We start from the raw sequence: 26,104 nt of genomic DNA, 5'->3' as shown, positions 1-26,104 counted from the left end.
GCTTGCGACTGCCTCTCCCCTTCCAGGGAGTGAACGTCAACTTCTGTAAAAATCCGCACTGCCCAAACTTCGGCGTTGCAGCGGAGCTGGAGGACGGTCGAGGGCGATCCCGATCAGACAACAATCGGACACCGTATAAGGTTTCAGCGAGGGACGATAACGCTGTCCTCAGGTGCACGACATGCGGCACGTCCTCCATCGTCAAAAGCAACAAGGCCGTTTGGGAGGAGTTCGACCGACACCTACAGTCGCTCGCCGCACCTCTTGGCCACAGGTGCACGAAGAAGACCTGCTCGAACCACTCGAAGCCGCTTGATTCGCATCCCGGAGAATACTACCGCCACGGCACCAACGCGAGCGGCGACCCACGATACCGATGCCGTGAATGCCGGACGACCTTTTCGGCGGCAAGGCGGCATGCAAGGCATCGGAAGTCGCACGAGAACAAGACCGTCTTCCAGCTTCTCGTCGCAAAGGTCGCCCTTGCCAAGATCGCGCAGGTCACGGGCCTGAATATCAAGACGGTTTACGACAAGATCGATTTTATCCACGGCCAGTGCGCCAAGTTCGTCGCGGACCGCGAGCGTCGCCTTCCCACGATGGACCTGGGCGACATGCGTCTCTGCACGGACATGCAGGACTACATGGTCAACTGGCCGACCAAGGCGATGCGCAAGACGATCCAGTTCCGGGCAATCGTGACGAGCTGCCTCAACACCGGATACGTCCTCGCCTGCCACCCGCAGCTCGATCTACGTTTCAATACGCTGGAGGTCCAGCAGCTCGTCGAGGAATGCGACGATCTCCTGAAGCGGCCCGCCTTCCGGGAGTACGCCCGCCTTTGGAACTTCGAGGATTACGCCAGCGCCCTGTCGCTTCCATCGAACGTGTTTCGACCAGTCCGCGAGGACCAGGAGTCGCCAGAGCACATGACCGAAGACCGCCAGCTACCCAGGCAGGGGGCGATGGTTCACATCGATTATCTGGCAATAGGGCACTTCCGATATCTCCGCCATCTGCTCGGCCGCGCCGACCATGTGTACTTTTCGCTCGACGCTGACCCCGGCCTCCCGACCGCCGTCCTGGCGGGCTGGGTCGACAAGGCCATGGCCCGCAAGCTCGACGTCGCGGTTATGTCGTTCGACAAGAATTCCACCATCGACGAGAAGAACGAGCGGGTGATGGCGGCCAACAAGATCAAGGCGCTCGCCGAGGAGGCCTATCCCTTCCTTCATCCATTCGTGGCTTGGCTGACATTCTTCCTGCAGATTAGCGGGCTGGATCGGATGAGCACCTCGGAGCGAAGCGAGCACCTCAGGACCACCGAGGTCGATTACCCGTACATCAACAAGTCAGAACCCGGAAAGCGCGTCCGCCTGCTAACGGACGACGGCAGACGGACTGGCCTGCAGATCGCAAGGGTGCTCCACGATGTCTCGCTCCACCAGGTCGACAGGTTCTTCATGCAGGTCCGCCGCAGCATCGCCGGGCTGGAACGAGCGCCGTCGTATCCGAGGCGTGCGGCGCGAAAATGGTACCTGTACGGGTTCTACTCCCCCGACATGGTCGAGAAGTGCCTGGTGATCTTCCGCACCTACTTCAACTTCATCGCCAAGGGCAAGGACGGCCAAACACCAGCCATGCGCTTGGGCCTCGCCAAGGGGCCAGTTCGCTTCGAGGATATCCTCTATTTCGACTGAATTTTAGAGAGAGCTAAATCATGTGGAATCGACCCGAAAGTCGATTCCACATTTAAGTAAGTGGCTGGGGCCAAGACCGGGCGGCTTTTCTTGTTCGAACGTCTATCTTTATTTGGTCGACACTTCGCGCGGGTCTGACGTTACACTCTATCCCGTTGTCAGGCCTCCCTAACGCCGCGACATCCACTCATCGATCTGACGCTCAGCTTCGTCACGAGCGACGCCGTAGCGGGCCTGAATACGTCCAGCGAGTTCCTGCCGGCGACCATCGATAACGTCAAGGTCGTCATTGGTGAGCTTGCCCCATTGCGCCTGGACCTTGCCTTTCAGTTCATGCCATTTGCCTTCGACGATATCCCAATTCATTGTTTTGCCTTTCGGTTGGTGGGGCCGCCGCACACGGGCGGTCAGTGAACTCAGTTGCGGATGTTCGCATTGCCGTCGTGGCGCGCGGCGACGGTGTAGCTACCGTCATCGGCCTGCACCTTGACCTGCAAGCGGCCCGGAGGGGTTACGTGCCATTCAATGGTCGCGTCCTCGACGAACAGAGCCGGGTCGACCTCGGCGCAGACACCATAGGCGTGCTTGAAGGCCCCGGCGGTCGCCTCGATCGCCGGTGAAAGCAGTTCCCGGCATTCGTCGACGGTCTCGAACGCTTCGGTGGGCGCCGGTACTTCGCGGCAGGCGTCCGTGGCCTGCATGCAACCGACCAGGACCATGATGGCAGCGATATGTTCCATGGGCATGCTCCCCAACATCAAACTCGAGAACGGCAAACGGAGACGCATGCCCTCGTGTTCCGCCGGCCGAGATCAAATTTTTGTTGGAACCTTTTGCCCGGGCAATGCGTTCGTTGCGCCCTATTTCGCTCTTTTGGGCGCGGACAAACGTCCCCGCTGCCGCCGTCACCGCCGCGCCAGGGTGTGATCAATCAACACAACTGCCGCCGAGAGATGAAATGCCGTAGCGACGGCTATGGAACAAAACGCCGCAGTCGTCGTTTTCGCAACGATAACAAGTGCTGCGACTGCGGCGGAGCGATGGAGGATACGCTGGGAGGCAAGGACACACCACACCGAGCTCGCTCATTGCGAGCAAGTCGAAGCTGGCCAATGACGCGGCACGGGGTGCGACAGATGCCTCATTGTCGTCATTCTGTTCGTCATCAGTCCCGGCAAATCAAATTTCGAGCAACCGATTCTACGTTCAACAGAGCAACCTTCAGATAGGAACGCGTCATGAAAAAGATACTGATCGTAGCAAGCCTCATTCTCCCGCTCGCCGCCTGCACGCAAACAGAAAAGGGTGCAGCAATCGGCGCAACCGGTGGCGCCATCATCGGCGGCGCAGCAACGGGCAATGTCAGAGGTGCAGCCGTGGGTGCCGCGATCGGCGGTGTCGCCGGTGCTCTCATCGGCCACGCCAACGAGCCGGGCCGCTGCATCTATCGCGACCGCTACGGTCGCCGCTATGAGGCCGCCTGCTGATCGGCACGAACAATGGAGAAACGGGCCAAGGCCCGTTTCTCTCGTTAAAGCTAACACAGCTCAGGACGCGCGCTCAGCCGTCGCCGCTTCCGCCTTATCCAGCTTTTCAAGAAGATCGATGAAGAAGTCAGGGACAGGCTCCTGTTCCAAGGCGTGGTAGAGCGCCTTCAATCTGGCGCCGATCAGCCCACGGGCATCCGAGCCTTCGTCGACCGCATCCAATCCCCTGCCCGGCTCATGCGCTCCTTCGATCCCGTCATCCATGTTCTACTTCCACCGCCGCTTGCCGTCTTCCCGTTGATGTCCACCCACCCGCACAGAAGACCGCATCGCGAGTTTGCCGAATTTGCTCTAGGCTGAAAAACGTGTTCAAAACCATTCACGTATTCCGCCGGATCTCCCCTATCCTCAGAAAACAAACGAATCGTATTGCACCTAAGGAAGTCGTTGATGTCCCTTTCGACCCGGATCGCGCCACACCTGCCCTTTCTGCGCCGCTACGCCCGCGCCGTCACCGGTTCGCAGGCTGCAGGCGACGGATATGTGGCCGCCGTCCTCGAGGCTCTCATCGAAGACATCAGCCTCTTTCCGGATACGTCGAATGACCGAATCAGCCTCTACAAGCTATTCTGCTCGCAGTTCGAGAAGATTTCGATCGATCGAACCGAAAACGCCTCGCCTTTTGCCTGGGAACAACAGGCGGCTGCCAACCTCTCGCTGATCGCCCCTGCCCCGCGCCAGGCTTTCCTGCTCGTTTCCGTCGAAGGTTTCTCGATCGCCGATGCGGCGGAGATCATGGGGCTGAGCCAGGGCGAGTTCTCGAAGTTGCTGACGATCGCGTCGGAAGATATCTCGCGCCAGGTTGCAACGGACGTGCTGATCATCGAGGACGAGCCGCTGATCGCGCTCGACATCGAAGACATGGTGATAAGCCTCGGCCACCGGGTCACCGGAATCGCCCGCACCCATACGGAGGCGCTGGATCTCTATCGCAAGACATCGCCGAAGATGGTGCTCGCCGATATCCAGCTTGCCGATGGCAGCTCGGGCATCGATGCCGTCAACGAGATCCTCACCCAGGCGGCGGTGCCGGTGATCTTCATCACCGCCTTCCCTGAACGGCTGCTCACCGGCAAGCGGCCGGAACCGGCCTTTCTCGTCACCAAGCCGTTCAATCCCGACATGGTCAAGGCTCTGATCAGCCAGGCCCTGTTCTTCGACGAGCACGCACGGTCGGCCCGGCGCTGATTTCTCCTGAGGCCTGCCTATCCGGGGAGCTGGCGTTCCGGTGGCTGCTCGCCGATCTCTTCGACGATCGCCAGCACGATGAGCGAGAGCGGCAACGCCAGCATGGCGCCGACCGCGCCCCACATCCAGGTCCAGAAGACGATGGCAATGAACACGAGGAACGGGTTCACCTCGAGCTCGTTGCCGAGGACGGCTGGAATGGCGAGGTTCTCCATCGCAAGGTGAACGACGAAGAAGGCTAGGGCCGGTGCCAATGCCAGCCACAGGACCTCATGTGTCATCAGCCCTGCCACGAGCAGGCTGAGCGTCATGACCGTCACGCCGAGATAGGGAATGAAGCTCGATACGAAGGCAAACAGGCCCCAGAGCGGCGGCATGGCAAGACCGCCCACGAGCGCAATGATCATGGTCACCGTTCCGAGCGCCAGATAGATCAGGCTGGCGATGGAGAAGTAACGCGCGAGCGCATCCTCTATGCCGTTCATGATGCGGATGGCGCTCAGCCGCCGCTCACGACTGGCGAAAGCGAGAATCACGGCCTTGCGTAGTTGCAGTCGGCCGAGCAGAAACAAACCGAGCGCCGCCAGGAAAATCAGGGTCTGCACGAGGGCCGGCGTTAGCCCCGCTGCGGTGGTGGCGAGCATGGGGCCGGCATTCTTCATGACGGTATCGGCAATCGCATCGTTGCCGACGCCGCGCGCCACTGCCAGCCGCAACCATTCATACCGCTCGATAAACGGCATGACGCGTGCAACGACGCTTTCGGCAAGCTTCGGAGCCTCGGAGGCAAGCGCCGTCAAGGGGCCGAGCAGCGCATCCACGAGCCAGGACAGACCGGTGACAAAAATCATCGCCAGAAGAAGGCCACCGAAAATCGGAGGAAGGCCGTAACGCGCCAGTCCGTCAGCCGTTCGCCCGAGAACGATGCCGACAACGATCGCGAGCGTGATCGGCAGCAGGATCGTCTCCATGGCGTAGACCGCGGCGCACGCCGCTATCACGAAGAGGCCGATAATGCTCCAGGCGACCATGAGGTCGATACCGTCGCGACGCGGTTCCGTCGACGGCGCCGCGATCGCGACCGCCGCCTCCTCTTCGACGACGCGCCTGGCACGTTTTCTCTCATAGGAGGCACCGGTCCGCCGCAAGGTGTCCACGATCATTCCTCGCTTTCCTTCAGCCAGGCCAGCGCGAAATGCATCCGCGTTTCCGGACGAGAGATTGGGGCGCCGGGGCGGTCGCTCCGGTTGCGAATGCGATACACCGCTTGGATCATGCTCGATCAATGTCGTTCGGGCGGAAAGACGTGCAGCGTCAGCGACAGCAGGCCGAGCCCCAGTATGATGACGAGCAAGGTATGAGCGACACCCGCGGCCGTGTACGGAACGAGACCGAAGCCGATCAGGACGACTGCGAAAAGAAGGACACAGACCCTTGGCAGCCAATAGAGCATAGACAGTCCTCCCAATTGAGTTGGCCCGATTTTTCGGCCGGTTTCTTGGATCGGACAATTAACGTGCGGGCTGGTCGATTGGTTCCCCGCGCGCTCCTGCAGCACAACGAAAAACGCCGCCGGACGAGAGCCGGCGGCGCAGAAAAGAAAGCGACGGGTAAACCCGTACCGCAGGCCTTAGACGGCAGCGGCGACGACGATGACTTCGACGAGGTATTCCGGGGTCGCGAGCTTGGCTTCGCCGGTGGCGCGGGCCGGGGTGTGGCCCTGCGGTGCCCAGGCGTCCCAGACCGAGTTCATCTTCGGGAAGTCGGCCATGTCGGCGAGCCAGATGGTGGCCGAGAGAATGCGGGTCTTGTCGGTGCCTGCGAGCGCCAGCAGACGGTCGACTTCGGCAAGCGCCTGCTTGGTCTGCGTCACGACATCGTCACCGGCATTGCCGACCTGGCCGGCGAGGTAGACGGTGTTGTTGTAGACCACGGCCTGGCTCATACGGGGGCCGGTTTCGAAACGCTTGATTTCCATGATCGTGTTCCTGAGGTTGGGCCGAACGGTCGTCGGCCGAAAAGCGGCTGCCCGCCGCCCAGAGGCGAGAAGTGAAGGCGGCGCGACACCTCTACACTATCGCGCCCTCAAGTCAAAGAAGCCGGACAGTGGCTGCCCGGCTTCCATTTTTTCATTTCAGAGACGAAGGGATCAGGCCGCCTGCTTCTTGGCGAGGCGGGCCTTGATGCTCTCCACGTCCGCACGCGGCGTCGCCGCAAACAGCGTCTTGGTATAGCTGTGCTTCGGATCCGCAAAGACCTCGTCGCGGCTGCCATATTCGACGGCTTCGCCGAAATACATCACCATGACGTCGTCGGCGATGTAGCGCACGACCGAGAGGTCGTGGCTGATGAAGACGTAGGTCAGCTTGAACTCGTCCTGCAGGTCGGCGAGCAGGTTCAAGACCTGTGCCTGAACCGACAGGTCGAGTGCCGATACCGGCTCGTCCAGCACCAGCAGCTTCGGGTTCAGCATCAGCGCGCGCGCAATGGCGATACGCTGGCGCTGGCCGCCGGAGAACATGTGCGGATAGCGGTTGAAGTGCAGTTCGGTGAGACCGACCTTCTTCAGCATCGCCATCGCCCGTTCCCGACGCTCGTCGGCCGGCGTGTTGGTGTTGATAACCAACGGCTCCATCAGGATGTCGCCGATCTTCTGGCGCGGATTGAGCGAGCCATAGGGGTTCTGGAAGACGATCTGCACCTTGCGACGCATCTCCGAGGTCATGTCGCCCTTGGCGATGTCGATCTTCTTGCCTTCGATCAGGAGCTCGCCCGACGTCGCCGGATCGATCAGGGTGAGGATGCGGCCAAGGGTGGACTTGCCGCAGCCGCTCTCGCCGACGATCGCCAGCGTCTTGCCCTGTTCGACGCTGAAGCTCACGCCCTTCAGCGCGTGAACCGTCTTCGCCTTCTTCATGAGGCCGCCGGGGATATGGTAGTCACGCACCAGATTGCGCGCTTCGAGGATCACGCTCATTGGGCCGCTCCTTCATCGACGAAGAGTTCCGAGATCGTCGGCAGACGATCGCCGGTCGCATTGTCAGGCAAGGCCGCCAGAAGTGCGCGCGTGTAGTTGCTCTTCGGGTTTTCGAAGAGCGTCAGCACGTCGGCCTCTTCCATCTTGCGGCCCTTGTACTGCACGACCACCCGGTCGGCGGTTTCCGCAACCACGCCCATGTTGTGCGTGATCATGATCAGGCCCATCTTGTGCTCGGCCTGCAGCTTCATCAGCAGGTCGAGGATCTGCTTCTGGATCGTCACGTCGAGCGCGGTTGTCGGCTCGTCGGCGATGAGAAGCTTCGGATTGCAGGCGATCGCGATCGCGATCATCACGCGCTGGCACTGGCCGCCCGACATCTGGTGCGGGAAATGGCTGAGCCGCTCGGCCGGATCCGGAATGCCGACCGCTTCGAAGAGTTCGATCGCGCGCTTGCGGCGACCGGCCTTGTCGAGACCCATGTGGATGCGCAGCACTTCCTCGATCTGGAAGCCGACGGTGAAACACGGGTTGAGGCTGGCAATCGGCTCCTGGAAGATCATGGCAATGTCCTTGCCGACGATCTTGCGCCGCTCATTGGCCGTCATGCCAAGCAGGTCGCGACCGTTGAAGGTGAGCTTGTCGGCGGTGACCTTTGCCGTCCAGGGAAGAAGGCCCATGGCGGCCAGCATCGACACGGACTTGCCCGAGCCGCTCTCGCCGACGATCGCCAGAACCTCGCCTTCATGAACCTTCATCGAGACGCCATTGACGGCGCGGAAGGGACCGGAGGCCGTCTGGAATTCGACGACCAGGTTTTCGATTTCGAGAAGCGCCATGATCAGGACCTCTTCAGCTTGGGATCGAGTGCATCGCGCAGGCCGTCACCCATCAGGTTGATCGCCAGCACCGTGATCAGGATCGCGATACCCGGAAGCGTGACCACCCACCAATGGCTGCTGATGAACTCGCGGGCTTCGGCGAGCATCGTGCCCCATTCCGGTGTCGGCGGCTGAGCACCCATGCCGAGGAAGCCGAGGGCTGCAGCGTCGAGGATCGCGCTCGAGAAGGAAAGCGTCGCCTGGACGATCAGCGGCGCCATGCAGTTCGGCAGGATCGTCTTGAACATCAGGCGGCCGTGGCCGGCACCGGCAACCTTGGCGGCGACGACGTAGTCACGGGTCTTTTCGCTCATGACGGCAGCGCGCGTCAGGCGCACGAAGTGCGGCTGGAAGACGAGCGCGATCGCGATCATGGCGTTGACCAGGCCCGGGCCGAGAACCGCCACCAGCACCAGGGCGAGCAGCAGCGACGGGAAGGCGAGGATGATGTCCATCACGCGCATGATGACGGTGTCGACCCAGCCACGGAAGTAGCCGGCGATGACGCCGAGCGCGATGCCGCCGACGAGCGACAGGGTCGTGACGATGACACCGACGAACAGCGAGAAGCGCGTGCCGTAGATCAGGCGGGACAGCATGTCACGGCCGACGGCGTCGGTGCCGAGCAGGAAGCCGGCGCGGCCGCCCTCCTGCCAGATCGGCGGCACCAGAACCGCATCACGGTACTGCGCCACCGGATCATGGGGCGCGACCCACGGCGCAAAGATCGCCAGCAGGACGAGGAGCAGGAAGAACACGAGGCCGATGACGGCGCCGCGGTTCTCGGAGAAGTAATACCAGAACTCGGCCAGTCGCGCCCGGCGGGACGGATCGGTCGAAACGGTGCTTGTAGCAGCAGCTTGAGACATGACGCCCTCCTAGTGCCTGATGCGCGGATTGATGAGACCGTAGAGCAGGTCGACAATGAGGTTGACCAGCATGATCACCGCGGCGATGACCAGGAGGCCACCCTGGATAACGGCGTAGTCGCGACGCGATACCGAATCCACCATCCACTTGCCGATGCCCGGCCAGGAGAAGATCGTTTCGGTCAGGATCGCGCCGGCGAGCATGACACCCACCTGCAGGCCGATGGTCGTGACCACCGGGATCATCGCGTTGCGCAGCGCATGGACGCCGACGACCCGGAAGGTCGAAAGCCCCTTGGCGCGCGCCGTGCGCACGTAATCTTCGGAGAGAACTTCCAGCATCGCCGAGCGTGTCTGGCGCGCAATGACCGCAAGCGGAATGGTGCCGAGAACGATCGTCGGAAGGATCAGGTGACTGACCGCCGACTTGAACGCGCCCGCCTGACCCGACAACAGCGAGTCCACCAGCATGAAGCCCGTGACCGGCGGGAAGAAGTACATCAGCGAGATGCGACCCGAGACCGGCGTCCACTGCAGCATGCCGGAAACCAGCATGATGAGCAGTAGGCCCCACCAGAAGATCGGCATGGAGAAGCCGACGAGAGCGGTTCCCATCATCGCCTGGTCGACGGCCGAACCGCGCTTGATCGCAGCGATGACGCCGGCAGGAATGCCGAGGATGACCGCAAACAGGATCGCGCAGAGCGAAAGCTCGACGGTCGCCGGGAACAGATCGAAGAACTGGTCGATGACCGGCTTCTTGGTCACGATCGAGGTGCCGAAATCACCATGGAGCACGCCCCAGAGGTAATCGAGGTATTGCACCACGATCGGCCGGTCGAAGCCGAGTGCGTGTGAGATTTCCGCATGTCGCTCCGGCGACATTACGCGCTCGCCCGAAAGCAGCGCGACCGGATCGCCCGGAAGAAGGCGAATGAAGGAGAAGGCGATGATGGAGACCCCGACGAAAGTCGGAATCAGGACAGCCAGTCGCCCCAAGAGAAATCGGAACATTTTAAACCCCGCGCCATGTTGCCGCGGCATTGTATCCCGCCGCTGGCACCACTGCATGCTTTCCCACTCAACGGCGAAGCGTGCAGCAAGTCGAAATGCCACAGCGACCTTTTGCGCTCCAGATGGAGCTCGGGTCGCTATAGTGGATGCAAAGAGGGGCGCTTGCCTTCGGCAAACGCCCCCTTAAGGATCAGTTAACTAAATTACTCGGTGATGTCCACGCCGTCGAAGGCAAAATCGCCAAGCGGGCTCTGAACGAAGCCCTCGACGTTCTTGCGCATCGGCACGACCGAGAGCGAGTGGTCGATCGTCGCCCACGGCGCTTCGCGCTTGAAGACGACCTGCGCCTCTTCGTAGAGCTTGGTGCGCTCTGCGGGATCAGAGGTTTCCTTCGCCTTCTTCACGAGAGCGTCGAATTCCTGGTTGCACCACTGTGCACGGTTGTTGCCGCCGACAGCGTTGCAGCCGAGAAGCGTGTCGAGGAAGTTGTCCGGGTCGCCGTTGTCGCCGGTCCAGCCGAGGATGACGGCACCGTCACGATCCTTGGCCTTGGACTTGTCGAGGTATTCGGCCCATTCGTAGGAGACGATCTCGACCTTGACGCCGATCTTGGCGAAGTCCGACTGCATCAGTTCAGCTGCACGGCGAGCGTTCAGCATGTACGGACGCGATACCGGCATCGCCCAGAGCTTCATCGACAGGTCCTTGACGCCTGCGTCTTCAAGCATCTTCTTGGCGACTTCAGGCTCGTAGGTGTCGTCTTCGATCTTGTCGTTGTACGACCACATCGTCGGCGGGATCGGGTTGACAGCCGGCTGGGCTGCGCCCTGGAAGACGGCATCGACGATTGCCTGCTTGTTGATTGCCTTGTTCAGCGCCTTGCGCACTTCCGGCTTGTCGAACGGAGCCTGGGTCGTGTTGTAGGCGAGGTAGGAGACGTTGAGTCCAGCCTGTTCCATCACCTTCAGGTTCGGGTCAGCCTTCATCTTCGAGACGTCGGCAGCGTTCGGGAACGGCATCAGGTGGCATTCGCCGGCCTGCAGCTTCTGGTAGCGGACCGAAGCGTCGGTGGTGATTGCGAAGACGAGGTCATCGATCTTCTGCTTGCCACCCCAGTAATCCGGGTTTGCCTTGTAGCGGATGACCGCATCCTGCTGGTAGGCGACGAAAGCAAACGGACCGGTGCCGAGCGGCATCTGGTTCATCTGTTCCATCTTGCCCTCGGCCTGCAGCTTGTCGGCATATTCCTTCGACAGGATCGAAGCGAACGGCATCGCGATGTTGGCGAGGAACGGAGCTTCCTTGCGCGTCAGGGTGAACTTGACCGTCAGGTCGTCAACCTTCTCGACCGACTTGATGACTTCCGGGAAGCCCATGCCGGCGGCATATTCCCACGAAGTGCCGGTGATGTACTTGTTCCACGGGTTATCAGCCTTCAGCTGGCGCTCATAAGAGAACACCACGTCATCGGCGGTGAGCTCGCGGGTCGGCGTGAAGAACTCGGTCGTCTGGAACTTGACGCCCGGACGCAGCTTGAAGGTGTACACAAGACCGTCGTCGGAGATGGTCCAGCTCTCGGCGAGGCCCGGCTCGACTTCGGTCGTGCCCTTCTTGAACTCGAGCAGGCGGTTGTAGACCGTGTGCGCAGCCGCGTCGAACGTCGTGCCGGCGGTGTACAGGCCCGGGTCAAAACCCTCAGGCGAACCTTCCGAGCAATAGACGAACGTCTTCGACCAGGCAGAGCCGGCCATCAGCGTGGCAAGCGCCGTCGCTGCAAAGAGAGTAGTGAGCTTTTTCATGAGCTTTGCTTCCCAGATTTGTTTTTGTTCTCGTGTTTTCCTGACGCGGAATGCCGTTGCCCCCCGGTCAAGGCCGGATGGAACGACATTTGGCGTCGCATTGCAATAAGTCGCCGCATAAATTTGTCCATGCGAAAAATTCACCCGCAAGTAGAGCCGGGATAGCTGTCCACTGTTTTAGAATTGACTGACGAATCAATGCGCCGCGACAGCTTCGAACGAAGGCTTTCCGGCTGCTTCCGCGAGGTTTGTCACACGCGCTGTCAGTACCTCCAGCGGGGCTTCGATCGCCCCGGATGCCCGTTCACGTTCTAGCGTGAATGGTTGGCTGGAGAAATATGTGAACATTGACCGCACGGGCCTGCGATTCGGCCCCGACAGGTTTCCGTCAATCCCAAGATACTACGGTAGAAATCACCAGCGGGATTGTGCAATAAAATGTATACAAAATTCGGGGGAGACAATCGACGTGCCCAGACGTCCTTGGGAGGGACCGGCAGCCGCCTTTCGCAATTCGCCGTCTTGCGGCTGGGTTGCCGAGGGACGGGTATGACCTTTGCTGCCAGCAATGCCGGCGCCGATCTTGGCCGGTTGATCGCTCCGGTGTGTCGGATAGACTGCCGCGCGACGACAGGGGGATAGCCATTCCGTGGCGGCTTTGCTGGAAAATCACAGGCGGTACGATCTTCGCGACGAGCTCGAGAAAGCGCTGAACCGCGTCGACTTCTTTCGCATCTTCCACACCATGGCGCTCCGGTTCGGCTTCAGCCATTTCGGCATTCTGCAGCTCGGCAACGAGAACGATGCCTGCATGCTTTCCACCCGTCTGGTGCTGCACGACCTCCCGTCGGGGCTTGCGGAGGAGTACGACAAGCGCCACCGCTTCGGTGACTCGCTTTTCTACAAGACGCTGCACAGGTCGGCGATTTCCTCCGTCTGGCGGACGGACGACCCTGGGTTCGGCAACGGCCAGAATTTGCTCGTGCAACTCGGCTTCGATCTGCTTCTCAGCGTGCCCGTGCATGCGGCCGCGACCGGTGCGCGCTACGCCGTTCTCTTTCTCGGCGATGGCGACGACATCAGCCGCGCCGAACATGTCGAAGTTGCCTACGACGCGGTCTCAGCCTTCGACTACTTCCACCGCATCGCGCTGGCCAACAAGGCCGGAATGGGCCTGACGCCACGCGAGACCGAAATCCTCAAATGGATCTCGCACGGCAAGACGGCAAGCGAGATCGCCCTCATCGTTTCCGTGTCGGAGCACACAGTGAATTCTCACACCGCCACGATCCTGAAGAAACTCGACGTCGTCAATCGCACTCAGATGGTGGCGAAAGCGATCCGGGAACAGATCATCCAGTGACAGCCGATGCGTGGCATCCCATGACGCCACGCCCAATGAACAGGACGCCTGCAAATCAGCAAGGGTATCGGTCATGACGCGAAAAGCTCACATCCTGCTCGTTGACGACGATCCGACGGAGAACCTGATCCTGCGTGCGCTGATCCGCAAGGTAAGCAACATCGAGATCGAGCTGCACTATTGCCAGACGATGGAAGGCGCGCTTGCGTTCTTGCGCTCGGGCAAGCCGGTGTCGATGATCCTGCTGGACAACCGCCTTCAGCCGCAACTCGATTTCCGCGAGACGGTACCGGCGCTCCGGCACCAGGGCTACATCGGACCGATCGGGGTGATTTCGGCGTCGCTGGCCGATGCCTATTTTCAGAATCTGGAGGAGTACGGCGCCGATTTCCGTATCGACAAGGCGGAAATCGACCCGACCGCGATCGATTTCATATTGCGGGAATATCTGCCGCAGGCGTGAATGCCAGCGATCTCCGCTACGGCGCCGCGCGTCCTGTCGGACGCGCAAAGGTCGCCGTAGCACTTTGATTTGCTGCATGTTTCTGTCCTTAAATCGCGGTCGATTCAAGGCGACATGCAGTGGGTCCGGGATTGTCAGGCGGCCGTCGTCTGCGGACGCTTGGTCTCTTCGAGGCCGAGCAGGAAGTTGATCTGCGGACGCGCCTTGACGAGGTCGTCGATCGTGTAACCTTGAAGCACTTCGAAGAAGGCGTTGAGCGCCTTGCGGAGCGCCGCGTTCAAGCCGCAGCTGTCGACGAGCGGACAATCGATTTCGCCCGCCTCAAAGCACTCAGCCATCGCGAAGCTGTCTTCCGTGACCCTGACGACATCAAACAGCGTGATGGCCGATGCCGGCTTCGGCAGACGGACGCCGCCGTTGCGGCCACGAACCGTCTCGACCAGGCCAGCCTTGGTCAGCGGCTGCAAAATCTTGAAGAGAAACAACTCCGAAACGCCGTAGGCCCTGGCGATTTCGGGAATGCGGCTGAGCTTTTCTCCGTTGGCGGCGCAGTACATCAACATGCGAACCGCGTAGTTCGTTTGCTTCGTCAGACGCATCATTCACTCCGGCATCGAGAGGTTCACGAGTTCATCATATAGGACGGATCGTAGTTTGGAACAATTCCAAAAAGCTCGAAAAATCACTTCTTCTTGAGCATTAACCGTTTCCCGATTGACTGTTTACGGCGCTGCGGTCAGAAAGATGAGCGATTTTGTTAACTTAACGCAAACAAGAAAATGGAGGAAGCGATGTCCGTTTCAAGAGCCGCGATGGGCGTTTTGTCCCTGACGGCAACCCTGCTTACGACGAGCGCCGCCTGGGCAGATGGTGAAGTCAATATCTACTCCTATCGGCAGCCCGATCTGATCAAACCGTTGCTCGACGCCTTCACCAAGGAAACCGGCATCACCACCAACGTGCTCTTCCTCGACAAGGGCCTCGTGGAGCGCATCCAGGCCGAAGGCGCAAACTCGCCGGCCGACGTTATCCTGACCGTCGACATCAGCCGCCTGACCGAAGCCAAGGACGCGGGCGTCACGCAGCCGGTCGTCAACGAGACGATCAACAAGGACATCCCGGCGCACTTCCGCGATCCTGAGGGCAACTGGTTCGGCCTCACCACCCGCGGCCGCGTCGTCTATGCTTCCAAGGAGCGCGTTACCCAGGACGACATCACCTATGAGGAACTTGCCGATCCGAAGTGGAAGGGCAAGATCTGCACGCGTGACGGCCAGCACTCCTACAATATCGGCTTGTTCGCCTCGATGATCGCCCACCACGGCGAAGCCGAGACCGAGAAGTGGCTGACGGGCCTCAAGAACAATCTCGCGAAGAAGCCGGATGGCGGCGACCGCGACCAGGCCAAGGCGATCCTCGCCGGCGAATGCGATCTGGCACTCGGCAACACCTACTATGTCGGTCTGATGATGACCAACGAGAAGGAGCCCGAACAGAAGGAATGGGCGGCCGCCATCAAGGTGCTCTTCCCCAATGCGAAGGATCGCGGCACGCACGTCAACATCTCGGGCATGGCGCTCGCCAAGAATGCTCCGAACAAGGACAACGCGCTGAAGCTGATGGAATATCTGTCGGAAGGCGAAGCCCAGAAGATCTACGCCGAGCAGGTATTCGAGTATCCGGTCCTGCCGGGCGCCGAACCGTCTGATGTCGTGAAGTCCTTCGGCACGATCAAGCCGGACGAACTGCCGCTCGCGGATATCGCGGCGAACCGCAAGAAGGCTTCGGAACTGGTCGACAAGGTCGGCTACAACGACGGTCCGCAGGACTGATCAACAAGCCGGATCACAAGACAGGAACAGCGGGCCAAGGCCCGCTGTTTTCGTTTCGAGATGCCGCGTGCGCGGCAAGCGCCAGAGGTTACTGCGCCTTGGCGCGCAACTCCGCAGCGTAATCGAGGATCGCCTGGCGTCGTTCCGGCGTACCGGGATGGGTCGACAGGATGTTGGTGCTGCCGCGAGCGCCGAGCTTGTCTTCGAACAGGTCGAAAAAGCGCGCAGCGGCCGTCGGGTCTCGCCCTGCCGTCTGCATCAGCTCGACCGAGTGCCTGTCTGCGGCACTTTCAGCACCGCGCGAATAGGATAGCGAAAGCAGACCGGCGCCCTGTACCAGGACATCCTCGACACCCGAACCGATAGCCGAAAACGATTACCCGCCCGATCAGGATCTGCTTGCCTTTGGCATGGTATTCAAAGGCTCGACCGAGCAGAACCGTATTTCCGTAAAAATACCTATTGCGCCGAACCTTCGCCCAGGCGGAATAAATGCCAACCGTGACGATCGTCAAAAACACGTTGACGATCCAGATGCCGAAGTATTCCTTGCCGCTCCCCATGAACGAGAAACGGTGAAAATCGATCGACACATCGCGCGTCGGTGCTGCTTCAAGCGCCGTCGTTTCAGACACGACCATGATGGTCCCCCTCTGACCACTCTTCGTACACCGGCCGCGCCGCAACGGCACTCCGGCTGCACATGATCCAACACAATTCGTCTGGTGCGCCCCCGCCCACCAAGCTGCCGTTGGAGCAGCGGTCAATTCACGACCCTTGCCCACGACTCGCAAATTAGTTGTGTCGTATCGCCGAATGCAACAAAAAAGGGCCTCCCGAAGGAGGCCCCGAGGCGGGAGGATATATCGTGTCCCGTTACTTCATCGTCGGCATGACGAACTCGGCACCGTCCTTGATGCCCGAGGGCCAGCGCTCGGTGATGGTCTTCGTACGGGTCCAGAACTTGATCGAGTCCGTGCCGTGCTGGTTGAGATCGCCGAAGGACGAGGACTTCCAGCCGCCGAAGGAATGGTAGGCGAGCGGAACCGGGATCGGAACGTTGACTCCGACCATGCCGATGTTGATGCGCGATGCGAAGTCGCGGGCAGCGTCGCCGTCGCGGGTGTAGATCGCAACGCCGTTGCCGTATTCGTGCTTCATCGGCAGGTCGAGGGCTTCCTCGTAGTTCTTGGCGCGAACGACCGAGAGAACCGGTCCGAAGATTTCCGTCTTGTAGATGTCCATGTCGGGCGTGACATGGTCGAACAGGCAGCCGCCGATGAAGTGGCCGTTTTCATAGCCCTGGAGCTTGAAATCGCGGCCGTCGACCACGAGTTTCGCGCCCTGCTCGACACCACTGTCGATCAGGCTCCGGATGCGCTGTTCGGCTTCCTTGGTGACAACCGGGCCCATGTCGGCCTTTTCGTCGGTGTATGGGCCGATGCGCAAGCTTTCGACCATCGGGGTCAGCTTCTGGATCAGGCGGTTGGCCGTTTCTTCACCGACCGGTACGGCAACCGAGATCGCCATGCAGCGCTCGCCGGCCGAACCGTAGCCGGCGCCCATCAGCGCGTTGGCGGCCTGGTCGAGATCGGCGTCGGGCATGATGATCATGTGGTTCTTGGCGCCGCCGAAGCACTGGGCGCGCTTGCCGTTCATCGCCGCCGTGCCATAGACGTAGCGGGCGATCGGCGTCGAGCCGACGAAGGAAACGGCGGCAATATCCGGGTGGGTGAGGATGGCGTCGACCGCGCCCTTGTCCCCGTTGACGACGTTGAGGATGCCGGCCGGCAGGCCGGCTTCGATCATCAGTTCAGCGAGGCGGATCGGAACCGACGGGTCACGCTCGGACGGCTTCAGGATGAAGGCGTTGCCGCAGGCGATCGCCGGAGCAAACATCCACATCGGGATCATCGCCGGGAAGTTGAACGGCGTGATGCCGGCGCCGACGCCGACGGCCTGGCGGATTGAGTACATGTCGATGCCCGGGCCGGCACCTTCGGTGAATTCGCTCTTCTGCAGATGCGGAATGCCGATGACGAATTCGCAGACTTCCAGGCCGCGGACGAGGTCACCCTTGGCGTCTTCGACAGTCTTGCCGTGTTCGCGCGAGAGGATCTCGGCAAGCTCGTTCATGTGCGTGTTCAGGAGTTCCACGAACTTCATGAAGACGCGAGCGCGGCGCTGCGGGTTGGTGGCAGCCCACTTCGGCTGCGCCGCCTTGGCGCTTGCGACCGCTGCCGCCAGCTCCGCGTCGCTGGCGAGCGCGACCGTGCCCTGCACTTCGCCGGTTGCCGGATTGAAGATGTTGCTCACGCGGCCGCTGGTGCCGGCAACGCGCTTGCCATCGATGAAATGACCGATTTCGTACATGGTTGGTTCCTCCAGACCTTGATTGTGGCGGCATGATCGCACTACGATTTCAACAAATCAATTTCCGATATTCAGCAACCGTTGTGCAAAAATCAAAGTCCACGGCTGCAGACCGAGGTCTCGACACTATGAACTGGGACGATGTCAGAATGTTTCTAGCCGTGGCGCGCACCGGACAGATCCTTGCGGCGTCAAAACGGCTTGGCGTCAACCATGCCACCCTCAGCCGCCGGGTGACGGCGCTTGAGGAAACACTGAAAACGCGGCTTCTCGTGCGCCGGCCGAACGGCTGCGAATTGACGGCTGAAGGAGAGATCTTCCTGGCGGCAGCCGAACGGATGGAGACCGAGATGCTGGCGGCGCAGTCGCAGATCGGCCGGATCGACACGGCGATCGCCGGCACCGTCCGCATCGGCGCGCCCGACGGTTTTGGTGTTTCCTTCCTGGCGCCACGCCTTGGGCGGCTGACGGCCCGCTATCCGGAACTAAAACTGCAGCTGGTGCCGGTGCCGCGCTCCTTCTCGCTGTCGCAGCGCGAGGCCGACATCGCGATCACCATCGAGCGCCCGGAACAGGGACGCCTCGTCTCCTCGAAGCTTACCGATTACACCCTCGGCCTTTATGCCTCGTCGGCCTATCTTGAGAAACATGGCACGCCGCAAACGATCGACGATCTCAGGGAGCATCGCCGCATCGGCTATGTCGAAGACCTTATCTTCACCCCGTCGCTGAATTTTTCCGCGGAGATCATGCGAAGCTGGGATGCCTCCTTCGAGATCTCCAGCGCCACCGGGCAGACGGAAGCGGTGCGTTCCAGCGCCGGCATCGGCATCCTGCACAACTACATCGCCCGCCACACACCGGAACTCCAGCGCATCCTCCCGGAGACGACCATCCGCCGCGCCTACTGGACGACCTATCACGAAAGCGCCCGCGACCTCGTTCGCGTGCGCACCGTGGTTGCCTTCCTGCAGGAACTGGTGACGGCAGAACACCAGATTTTCGTCTGACAGACAGGTTTCGAAAGCTGGTGGCTAGAGGGAGATGCCGGCGTCCCGCAAACCATCGGCGAGCCGGCCGAGCACGCCGGGATCACGATAGGGCATGGCCCGCTTGAGGTGCTCGATCGAGAAATCCGGGTTAACCTCGAATACCTCGTGCCAGTAGCGTCGCGCATCCTCATGCCGCCCGGTTCGACCATAGAGGCAGGCGAGATAAAACCGCGTCATGTCCGATCGCGGCGCCAGCGTCAGACGCCGCTTGAAAGCAATCTCCGCCTCATCGAACCGGCCGAGATTGAGCAGCGTCCGCCCCAGAAAATGCAGCGAAAGGTCGAACTGCGGGTCAAGCCTATGGGCCCGGGTGTAGAACGGCAGCGCGGCTTCGAACTGCCCCTGGAAATCCCTGATCGTACCGAGCGCGGTGTGCCCGCTTGCGGAATTGGGGTCGAGTTCGATCACCCGCTGCGCTGCCCGCTCGGCTTCATCGAAACTCCTCTGCCAGCAGAGCGCGAGCGAGAGCGCGTGATAGCCATGTGGCTCGTTGTCATCGATATCGACGGCCTTCTGTGCCAGCTCCAAGGCCCGCGCGACGTTGTCGACGGTGCCGCCGTTCCACCGATTGATGTAATCCGTAAGTGCAATGATCGAGAGGGAGGCGTAGGCTGCGGCCAAACCCGGATCGATGGCGATGGCACGCTGCAGCATGTTGCGTGCGTCGGCAGATGAGGCAGCCTCGAACCGCAGAATGGCCTGTCGCGACCGCACGAGCATGTCATAGGCTTGCGGATCGACCTTGTTGCGGCTCTCGCGTCGCTCTTCCTCGCCGGCCGTCAGCTTCACTTTCAGCGCGGTGACGATGGTGCGGGTCACTTCGTCCTGAACTTCGAAGATGTCTTCGATGCCGCGGTCGTAGCGCTCGGCCCAGAGATGGCCGCCCGTCGTGCCGTCAATCATCTGGGCGTTGATGCGGATGCGGTTGGCGGCGCGGCGCACGCTGCCTTCAAGCACGTAGCGAACGCCGAGATCGCGGCTCACCTGACGGATATCCGGCGACTTGCCCTTGTAGGCGAAGGAGGAATTGCGGGCGATGACGAAGAGACCGGAGACTTTCGAAAGGTCTGTGATGATGTCCTCGGTGATGCCGTCGGCAAAGTAGCCCTGTTCCGGATCGCCGGACATGTTGTCGAACGGCAGCACGGCGATGGAGGGCCGACTCGGGATCTGCGGCGGCGCCTCGGGAACAACCCTCACGGGCACATCTGCATATTCGTCCGGCGACCAGCTCCAGATGTGCACCGGGCGTTCGATATTCTTGACTTCATGGTGGCCGCTATCGATGAAATCGAGGTCGATGCGGCCCTGCACATATTCGTGCACCCCGTCCGAAATCGCCACGCCGCCGGGTCTGGCGAGCGCTTCGATCCGCGCCGCGACGTTGACGCCATCGCCATAAAGGTCGCTGTCGGCGACCATGATGTCGCCCATGTTGACCCCGACGCGCAGCACGATCGCCTGTTCCGCCGGAACGTCCCTGTTTGCAGCCGTCATGGCCCGCTGGAGTGCTGCGGCACATTCGACGGCATTGACGGCGCTGGAAAACTCGACGAGCACGCCGTCGCCCGTCGTCTTGAAGACCCGCCCCCGATGGGTGGCGACAAGCGGCTCCAGCACCTCTTTCCATCGTGCCATAAGCTGTCTGTAGGTATTCTTCTCGTCACGCTCCATCAGCCGGCTGTAGCCGACGACGTCAGCAGCCAGGATGGCGGCGAGCCTGCGCATGATGGATTCGTTGGCCATGGATTGCGGCGCCTTCCGAGAATCCCTTCTCGAAATTTTACCGATGGATGGCCCTGATGTCTATTCAGACTGAAGGCAGCCGGCAGCAGTCTTCACACCCGAGGAGAATGGGCGGTCCCTTCGCTCCGCGCCATGGAGAGTTCGCGCAGCCGGACTGACTGTCATGCGGCTGCCAGCCGGGGCGAATAGCCCGATATGGGTATCGGAGCGGCAGGAACAGAGCGCAGTGTCTCGGCGTTTCTGCTCGATGGGAGAACCCCGTGCGATGACTGCAGACGGCGGCAACCAACAGATGGCCCGCCCTGCAGACGCTTCGCACTCGGATTCGAGGAAGGAGGATGGAACGATGCTTGTCGCTGTTACGGGCCGGCCAATCCTGCCGGGTGAATTCATCAAGATCGAAGACGTCTTCAAGCATGCGATACGAGAGAGAAACCTGCCGCGCCGCTCATCTGAGGCGACGGCGCTGGCAGTGCGCTTGATCGAGCTCTACCAGAACGGCGTAGAGGACGCGGTGGCCTTGAGGGCGATGGCCAAACTGTTTTGAGAGCGCGCGTGGTTCGCGCCGATGGTTTGGCAAAATGCCTGACATCAATGAGATAGGGAAGAAATGGTACGGTTGGTGGGAATCGAACCTACGACCTCAGGTGCCACAAACCTGCGCTCTAACCAACTGAGCTACAACCGCACTGCTAGCGACTTGTGTGTCGCTTGGCGGCTCACATACGGAGACTTCCGTCGCATTGCAAGCCTTAACTTGAGATTATCCTGCAAAAAGACCGGATGGCAACCCATCCGGTCTTCTTGAATTTCGGCGCACCCGTCGGTCCCAGGGGCAACAGCGATCTGTCGCCGCCAGCCTGCGGCTGCGATCGGTCGAGTTAGACCTTCTTGAAGGACGACATTGCCTTTTCGGCAGCTTCCTTGCCCGGCTTTGTGACGTTCTCGGCTACCTTCTTGGTGGCTTCCTGCATCGTCTTGGCCTGCTCGACGGCGAGCTCGGCCTGCTTGCGGATGAAGCCAGTCTGCAGTTCGACGAGTTCGGAGAGCGACTTCACGCCAAGCAGCGCTTCCATGTGCGAGAGCGAGTTTTCAGCATTGGTGCGCAGCGCATCGATCGCCTTGAGGCCGAGTTCGACGGTGCCGGTCTGAGCGCTTTCAAGCGTGGCTTCGACGGTCTTCGTCGCCTCTTCGGCGGCGGTCTTCATCTTGGCATAGGCTTCCTTCGACTGGACGGCACCCTTTTCCGCGAAATCGCGGAAGCTGTCGGTGAACTTCGCCGGGTCGAACGAGGAAAGGGAAAATACGTCGTCGGTCTTCTTGGTAGCCATGAAAGCGCTCCTTGGTGTCAGGCCCTCTTCTGAGGCGCCGTTGCTTGATGCGCCCTATATAGTCGAGTTCCTTGTGCATTGCAATAAAATTGTGCAGCGCACAAAAACCCGAGCATTAACCTTGCGCGATGAAAGCCGTGGCGAAGCTTCGGGCGTCGCTGGACCCTCGCGGGTCCGCCGGGTATTAATAGAGTGTTAACCCGTAAGTGATCCGTCAATAGGCCAGTCCATGCCCGCGAGACAGTATCCCTTCATCGATATCGCCGTGCATGCACGGGTGCGGGAGCATTTCGCGCGCGGCGATGCGGCGATCCTGTTTTCGCGGGATTTCGCACGCATTCTCTGGGCCAACGATCAGGGCGCCGCTTTCTTCGGCGCCGCGTCGATCTATGACTTCATCGATGCAGGGCCGGAACAGAACGATATTTCGCTGCGCCAGCTACGCGCTGCAGCCGCGCAGCTCGTGCGCGTCGGCGACCGCCGCCAGCTTTCGATCCGCAAGTACTCAGGCTTCCGCGGAACGCCGCTCAATGTCGCCGTCGAGATGATCCGCGTTCGGCCGGATGAGGACGCCGTGCTCTTTACCGCGCCGCATGCGGGCGCACCGCTTTCGATTGAGGATCGGGCCGCGCGCATGATTGCCGGGCTTGACGGTCCCGACACTCACATGGCGGTGCTCGATGGCGAAGGCGCCATCGTCGCGCATTCACCGGGCTTCCCCGATCTTGGCATGTCGGACGAGACCCGCAAGCAACTCATCGTCGCCGTCTCGCGCGACCACGACTGGCTGATCAAGCGCCCGGTTGCCACCCGCAAGGGGCATCTGCCGGCAGCCGTCGGCAAGATTGCCGATGACCCGTCGCTGCATCTGCTCTTTGCCGTCGAGACCATTCTCGGCACCCTCGATCCCGAGGAAGTTTCTCCTGCTGCCGAGCAGATCCCGGTGCTGCCGCCCGTCGAGGATCAGCATCCGGACGAAAGCGAGATCGACACCGAACTGGCAACTGACGAAATTGGCGACGAACCGGCAGCAAGCCTTGCGCCCGACGAGCCATTCGAAACGGCCGACGATCCGGAGGCATCGGCCCTTGAGCCACGGGCCGACATCGCCGAGGTCACCGACGAAGCCGGCATTGCAGAGGCCGTCGTCGCCGAACCGGAACCGTCCAGCACCACCAATGAGGCGATAATTGCGCCGTCCGAGGACAAGGGCGACGGCGAAGACTTGAACGTCGAGACCACAGAGACAGCCGCCGAAGCCGCTGTCCCCGAGGAGGCGGAGGTCCAGGCAGAAGGAGAGGCGAGCGAAATCGGCGAACAGGACACGGCTCTCGCGGAGCAGGCAGATTTCGTCTTCACGCCCGGCGGTCGTGCAGTGCGTTTCGTCTGGAAGATCGATGCCGAGGGGCGCTTCAGCGAAATCTCCGAGGAATTCGCGACCGCGGTCGGCCCGCGCTCGGCCGATGTGATCGGCGCGAGCTTCACCGATGTTGCGGCGCGCTACGATCTCGACCGCGACCACAAGATCGGCACGCTGCTGCAGCGTCGCGACACCTGGTCCGGCAAGACGATCTTCTGGCCGGTTGAAGGCACTAGCCTCAAGGTTCCAGTCGATCTTGCGGCTTTACCCACCTATTCCCGCTCGCGCGAATTCGACGGCTTCCGCGGTTTCGGCATCGTGCGCCTTGCCGATGCCGTCGAGGACGAAAATGCCAACGGCCTGGCACTCGGCCCCCGCGCCGCGGCAAACGCGCTCGCGAGCGACGCCGTGGATACGCCACTGCCGCAACAGGGTGAGAGCGAAGGTCCAACCGGAGAGGTAGAGGGCGAAAGCCGGGTTGCGGACGAAGCGCCGGTGCAGGAAGAAGCGCCGCCCGCCGCCGCGGCGGAGCCTGTCGCGGGTGAAGGCAACGCGGCCGAACCCGAGGACCTGCCGCTGTTCTCATCCGTGCCGGAAGCTTCCGCCGACCTTCCGACGGAAGAAGGCGTTGCCGAAGAGCCCGCCTCCTCCACGGATTCCTTCCAGGGCGAACGTCCGGCCCTGCGCGTCGTCGAGACGCCGGGCAGGCGAACCTCCGACAAGGTCATCGAACTCGACCAGCGCCGCGCGGCGAGCGGGCTGACACGTGGCGAACAGGCGGCTTTTCGGGAGATCGCCCGGCAACTTGGCGATTTCGGTAAACCGGCTGAAGAGGAAGAAGCCGCGCCGGAAAGCGGCGAAACAGTCAATGCAACGGCCGAGCCCCTTCCACCGAGCGAAAGCGACGGCACCGCTTCGCAGCAGCTCCCGTTGGGTGAGCCGGAGATTGAAGACGCAGCGCGTGTCGAGGCAAGCGAAGGCGAAACCAAGCCTGACGCGGAGACACACGGACACGCCGGCGACGCCAGCGAGAGCGACGTCCAGCAGCAAACGGCCGATATCGGTCTCAGCGGCGAGATCCTCGACAGCCTGCCGATCGGCATGCTCGTCCATCGCGGCGATCAATTGCTGCACGCCAATCCGGAGTTCCTGCGGCTCACGGCCTACGGCGATCTCGACGCGTTCGCCCAGGAAGGCGGCATAGATGCGCTTTTTGCCAACGGCGAGGAAGCAATCGACGGCGAGCCCGACGGCACGCTGACGCTGATCCGCAAGGACGGCCAGTTGCGACCGGTCACCGCCCGGCTGCACTCGATCCGCTGGGACGGCAAGAGCGCGCTGATGCTGGCACTGACCCCGGCAAGCGTACCAAACGCCCAACCGGCCAAGGATGACGAAGCGCTCGCAGCTGGCGAACAGGTCGACCGCCTGAAGACGGAAATCGACGAACTCAAGTCCATTTTGGAAACGGCCACCGACGGCGTGGTCGTTCTCGGCCATGACGGCGATATCCGCTCGGTGAACCGTTCGGCGAGTGCGCTTTTCAACTATGACGAGGGCGAGATCCGCGGCAAGCCGTTTGCGGCACTCTTTGCCCATGAGAGCCAGAAGGCCGTCATCGACTACCTGCACGGCCTTTCCGGCCATGGCGTGGCAAGCGTGTTGAACGACGGTCGCGAGGTGATCGGGCGGGAAGCCAATGGCGGCTTCATTCCGCTGTTCATGACCATCGGCAGGCTTTCCGCATCGAACGGCTTCTGCGCCGTGATCCGCGACATCACCCAGTGGAAGCGGACGGAGGAAGAACTCCGCAACGCCAAGCGCGCAGCGGAGACGGCAAACGCCCACAAGACCGAGTTCCTCGCGCGCGTCAGCCACGAGATCCGCACGCCGCTCAACGCGATCATCGGCTTTTCCGACATGATGGCAAGCGAGCATTTCGGTCCGGTCGGTCACCCGCGCTATATCGAATATGCCGGCGATATCGGCCGATCCGGTCGCCACGTGCTCGATATCGTCAACGATCTCCTGGATATCTCGAAGATCGAAGCCGGCGAGATGGAGCTGGATTTCGGCGCCGTCGAGATCAACGATGCGGTTTCAGAGGCCGTGTCTCTCGTCCAGCCGCAAGCCAACAGCCAGCGCGTCATCATCCGCACTTCGCTTTCGGCAGCCGTGCCGAACGTCGTCGCCGATGGTCGGTCGATCAAGCAGATCGCGCTCAACATCCTCGCCAACGCCATCCGCTTCACGCCCTCGGGCGGGCAAATCGTCGTCTCGACCTCCTACGAGGCGAACGGCAGCGTGATTCTGAGGATCCGCGACACCGGCGTCGGCATGACGCGAAGCGAGCTGGACCAGGCGATGAAGCCTTTCCGGCAGGTGACGACGGGCGCGCGCAAGCGCGGCGACGGCACTGGGCTCGGTCTACCGCTGACCAAGGCGATGGCGGAAGCGAACCGGGCGCACTTCTCGATCACCTCCGCGCCGAACGAAGGTACGCTGGTGGAAATCTCCTTCCCGTCACAACGCGTCTTGGCGAACTGAGACCGGATGTTATAAGGAAATGTTGACTTGCGGCGGCCAGTTTGCTGGCCGCCGGTTGGCTT

The 26,104-nt window shown here is 61.5% G+C and carries 24 protein-coding genes, 1 tRNA gene and 2 pseudogenes; 9 read left to right on the top strand and 18 right to left on the bottom strand.

All coding sequences use genetic code 11. From position 1 onward, the window contains the following. Nucleotides 1-2 precede the first annotated feature (2 nt). Nucleotides 3-1,700 carry a hypothetical protein gene (locus tag LAC81_RS01815; protein WP_223725502.1) on the top strand — a complete coding sequence of 566 codons (1,698 nt, stop codon included), beginning with the start codon at nucleotides 3-5 and terminating at the stop codon, nucleotides 1,698-1,700. A 168-nt stretch (nucleotides 1,701-1,868) separates the two neighbouring features. Here LAC81_RS01815 and LAC81_RS01810 read toward each other — a convergent pair whose 3' ends face one another. Both LAC81_RS01810 and LAC81_RS01805 read right to left on the bottom strand, forming a co-directional pair. Further along, nucleotides 1,869-2,066 (bottom strand): CsbD family protein, encoded by a 198-nt coding sequence (locus tag LAC81_RS01810; protein WP_057250941.1) that lies wholly within the window; start codon nucleotides 2,064-2,066, stop codon nucleotides 1,869-1,871. Nucleotides 2,067-2,116: 50 nt separating this feature from the next. Next, entirely contained in the window at nucleotides 2,117-2,440 is a 324-nt protein-coding gene (locus LAC81_RS01805) for a hypothetical protein (protein WP_223726473.1), read from the bottom strand. Nucleotides 2,441-2,938: 498 nt separating this feature from the next. On the opposite strand from LAC81_RS01805, the gene LAC81_RS01800 reads away from it, so the two are divergent. Further along, nucleotides 2,939-3,187 (top strand): glycine zipper domain-containing protein, encoded by a 249-nt coding sequence (locus LAC81_RS01800; RefSeq protein WP_113536355.1) that lies wholly within the window; start codon nucleotides 2,939-2,941, stop codon nucleotides 3,185-3,187. 60 nt (nucleotides 3,188-3,247) lie between these two features. Here LAC81_RS01800 and LAC81_RS01795 read toward each other — a convergent pair whose 3' ends face one another. Next, nucleotides 3,248-3,451: a NepR family anti-sigma factor gene (locus LAC81_RS01795; RefSeq protein WP_223726472.1), complete on the bottom strand. Its 204-nt coding sequence runs from the start codon at nucleotides 3,449-3,451 to the stop codon at nucleotides 3,248-3,250. Nucleotides 3,452-3,637: 186 nt separating this feature from the next. Between LAC81_RS01795 and LAC81_RS01790 the strand changes: the two genes are divergently transcribed. Continuing rightward, on the top strand, nucleotides 3,638-4,435 hold the full coding sequence (locus LAC81_RS01790) for a response regulator (protein ID WP_113536357.1): 798 nt from the start codon (nucleotides 3,638-3,640) through the stop codon (nucleotides 4,433-4,435). Nucleotides 4,436-4,452: 17 nt separating this feature from the next. Here LAC81_RS01790 and LAC81_RS01785 read toward each other — a convergent pair whose 3' ends face one another. The 8 genes from LAC81_RS01785 to LAC81_RS01750 all read right to left on the bottom strand — a co-directional run bounded on the left by LAC81_RS01785 (nucleotide 4,453) and on the right by LAC81_RS01750 (nucleotide 11,975). Further along, nucleotides 4,453-5,592, bottom strand: a complete 1,140-nt coding sequence (locus LAC81_RS01785; RefSeq protein ID WP_223727875.1) for an AI-2E family transporter — start codon at nucleotides 5,590-5,592, stop codon at nucleotides 4,453-4,455. A 125-nt stretch (nucleotides 5,593-5,717) separates the two neighbouring features. Next, nucleotides 5,718-5,888 (bottom strand): hypothetical protein, encoded by a 171-nt coding sequence (locus LAC81_RS01780; protein WP_223726471.1) that lies wholly within the window; start codon nucleotides 5,886-5,888, stop codon nucleotides 5,718-5,720. 177 nt (nucleotides 5,889-6,065) lie between these two features. Further along, complete coding sequence (locus LAC81_RS01775) at nucleotides 6,066-6,413, bottom strand: RidA family protein (protein ID WP_223726470.1); 348 nt, start codon at nucleotides 6,411-6,413, stop codon at nucleotides 6,066-6,068. A gap of 171 nt (nucleotides 6,414-6,584) precedes the next feature. Further along, a complete protein-coding gene (locus tag LAC81_RS01770) occupies nucleotides 6,585-7,412 on the bottom strand; it encodes a dipeptide ABC transporter ATP-binding protein (RefSeq protein ID WP_223726469.1) in 828 nt (275 codons plus the stop codon). Next, nucleotides 7,409-8,251, bottom strand: coding sequence for an ABC transporter ATP-binding protein (locus LAC81_RS01765; RefSeq protein ID WP_223726468.1), 843 nt, complete (start codon nucleotides 8,249-8,251; stop codon nucleotides 7,409-7,411). The genes LAC81_RS01770 and LAC81_RS01765 overlap by 4 nt, the downstream gene beginning before the upstream one ends. Before the next feature lie 2 nt (nucleotides 8,252-8,253). Further along, entirely contained in the window at nucleotides 8,254-9,162 is a 909-nt protein-coding gene (locus tag LAC81_RS01760; RefSeq protein ID WP_113536362.1) for an ABC transporter permease subunit, read from the bottom strand. 9 nt (nucleotides 9,163-9,171) lie between these two features. Further along, on the bottom strand, nucleotides 9,172-10,176 hold the full coding sequence (locus LAC81_RS01755) for an ABC transporter permease subunit (RefSeq protein ID WP_077962292.1): 1,005 nt from the start codon (nucleotides 10,174-10,176) through the stop codon (nucleotides 9,172-9,174). A 203-nt stretch (nucleotides 10,177-10,379) separates the two neighbouring features. Next, nucleotides 10,380-11,975 carry an ABC transporter substrate-binding protein gene (locus LAC81_RS01750; RefSeq protein WP_223726467.1) on the bottom strand — a complete coding sequence of 532 codons (1,596 nt, stop codon included), beginning with the start codon at nucleotides 11,973-11,975 and terminating at the stop codon, nucleotides 10,380-10,382. Between the two features lie 649 nt (nucleotides 11,976-12,624). Between LAC81_RS01750 and LAC81_RS01745 the strand changes: the two genes are divergently transcribed. Next, entirely contained in the window at nucleotides 12,625-13,338 is a 714-nt protein-coding gene (locus LAC81_RS01745) for a helix-turn-helix transcriptional regulator (protein ID WP_223726466.1), read from the top strand. A gap of 73 nt (nucleotides 13,339-13,411) precedes the next feature. Beyond that, the gene (locus tag LAC81_RS01740) at nucleotides 13,412-13,801 is read left to right on the top strand and encodes a response regulator (protein ID WP_223726465.1); all 390 of its coding nucleotides are present in this window, start codon (nucleotides 13,412-13,414) and stop codon (nucleotides 13,799-13,801) included. Between the two features lie 134 nt (nucleotides 13,802-13,935). Here the strand turns inward: LAC81_RS01740 and rirA are convergent, their stop codons facing one another. Further along, a complete protein-coding gene (gene rirA, locus LAC81_RS01735) occupies nucleotides 13,936-14,400 on the bottom strand; it encodes an iron-responsive transcriptional regulator RirA (RefSeq protein ID WP_113536750.1) in 465 nt (154 codons plus the stop codon). Between the two features lie 213 nt (nucleotides 14,401-14,613). On the opposite strand from rirA, the gene LAC81_RS01730 reads away from it, so the two are divergent. Next, a complete protein-coding gene (locus LAC81_RS01730; RefSeq protein WP_419195836.1) occupies nucleotides 14,614-15,633 on the top strand; it encodes a Fe(3+) ABC transporter substrate-binding protein in 1,020 nt (339 codons plus the stop codon). A gap of 88 nt (nucleotides 15,634-15,721) precedes the next feature. Here the strand turns inward: LAC81_RS01730 and LAC81_RS01725 are convergent. The 3 genes and pseudogenes from LAC81_RS01725 to LAC81_RS01715 form a co-directional block, all read right to left on the bottom strand. Continuing rightward, nucleotides 15,722-15,997 (bottom strand): annotated as a pseudogene (locus LAC81_RS01725) (M48 family metalloprotease); the annotation flags it as partial. Beyond that, nucleotides 15,996-16,274, bottom strand: a pseudogene (locus LAC81_RS01720) (DUF898 family protein); the annotation flags it as partial. The pseudogenes LAC81_RS01725 and LAC81_RS01720, both read right to left, overlap by 2 nt. Nucleotides 16,275-16,509: 235 nt before the next feature. Then, entirely contained in the window at nucleotides 16,510-18,006 is a 1,497-nt protein-coding gene (locus LAC81_RS01715) for a CoA-acylating methylmalonate-semialdehyde dehydrogenase (protein ID WP_113536369.1), read from the bottom strand. Between the two features lie 128 nt (nucleotides 18,007-18,134). Between LAC81_RS01715 and LAC81_RS01710 the strand changes: the two genes are divergently transcribed. Beyond that, a complete protein-coding gene (locus tag LAC81_RS01710; protein WP_113536370.1) occupies nucleotides 18,135-19,016 on the top strand; it encodes a LysR family transcriptional regulator in 882 nt (293 codons plus the stop codon). Between the two features lie 24 nt (nucleotides 19,017-19,040). On the opposite strand, the gene LAC81_RS01705 is transcribed toward LAC81_RS01710, so the two are convergent. Further along, complete coding sequence (locus LAC81_RS01705) at nucleotides 19,041-20,804, bottom strand: adenylate/guanylate cyclase domain-containing protein (RefSeq protein ID WP_113536371.1); 1,764 nt, start codon at nucleotides 20,802-20,804, stop codon at nucleotides 19,041-19,043. Nucleotides 20,805-21,150: 346 nt separating this feature from the next. Between LAC81_RS01705 and LAC81_RS01700 the strand changes: the two genes are divergently transcribed. Further along, nucleotides 21,151-21,351, top strand: coding sequence for a hypothetical protein (locus tag LAC81_RS01700; RefSeq protein ID WP_223726463.1), 201 nt, complete (start codon nucleotides 21,151-21,153; stop codon nucleotides 21,349-21,351). 64 nt (nucleotides 21,352-21,415) lie between these two features. Here the strand turns inward: LAC81_RS01700 and LAC81_RS01695 are convergent. Both LAC81_RS01695 and LAC81_RS01690 read right to left on the bottom strand, forming a co-directional pair. Next, a tRNA-His gene (locus LAC81_RS01695) sits at nucleotides 21,416-21,492 on the bottom strand. Between the two features lie 193 nt (nucleotides 21,493-21,685). Beyond that, the gene (locus LAC81_RS01690) at nucleotides 21,686-22,135 is read right to left on the bottom strand and encodes a phasin (protein WP_223726462.1); all 450 of its coding nucleotides are present in this window, start codon (nucleotides 22,133-22,135) and stop codon (nucleotides 21,686-21,688) included. 229 nt (nucleotides 22,136-22,364) lie between these two features. Here LAC81_RS01690 and LAC81_RS01685 point away from each other — a divergent pair, with 229 nt between their 5' ends. Further along, nucleotides 22,365-26,042 (top strand): PAS domain S-box protein, encoded by a 3,678-nt coding sequence (locus LAC81_RS01685; RefSeq protein WP_223726461.1) that lies wholly within the window; start codon nucleotides 22,365-22,367, stop codon nucleotides 26,040-26,042. Nucleotides 26,043-26,104 lie beyond the last annotated feature (62 nt).

The organism is Ensifer adhaerens, assembly GCF_020035535.1.
Lineage (GTDB): Bacteria > Pseudomonadota > Alphaproteobacteria > Rhizobiales > Rhizobiaceae > Ensifer.
The sequence above is the reverse complement of the archived record's forward strand: the minus strand, read 5'-3'. Positions and strand labels throughout refer to the sequence as shown.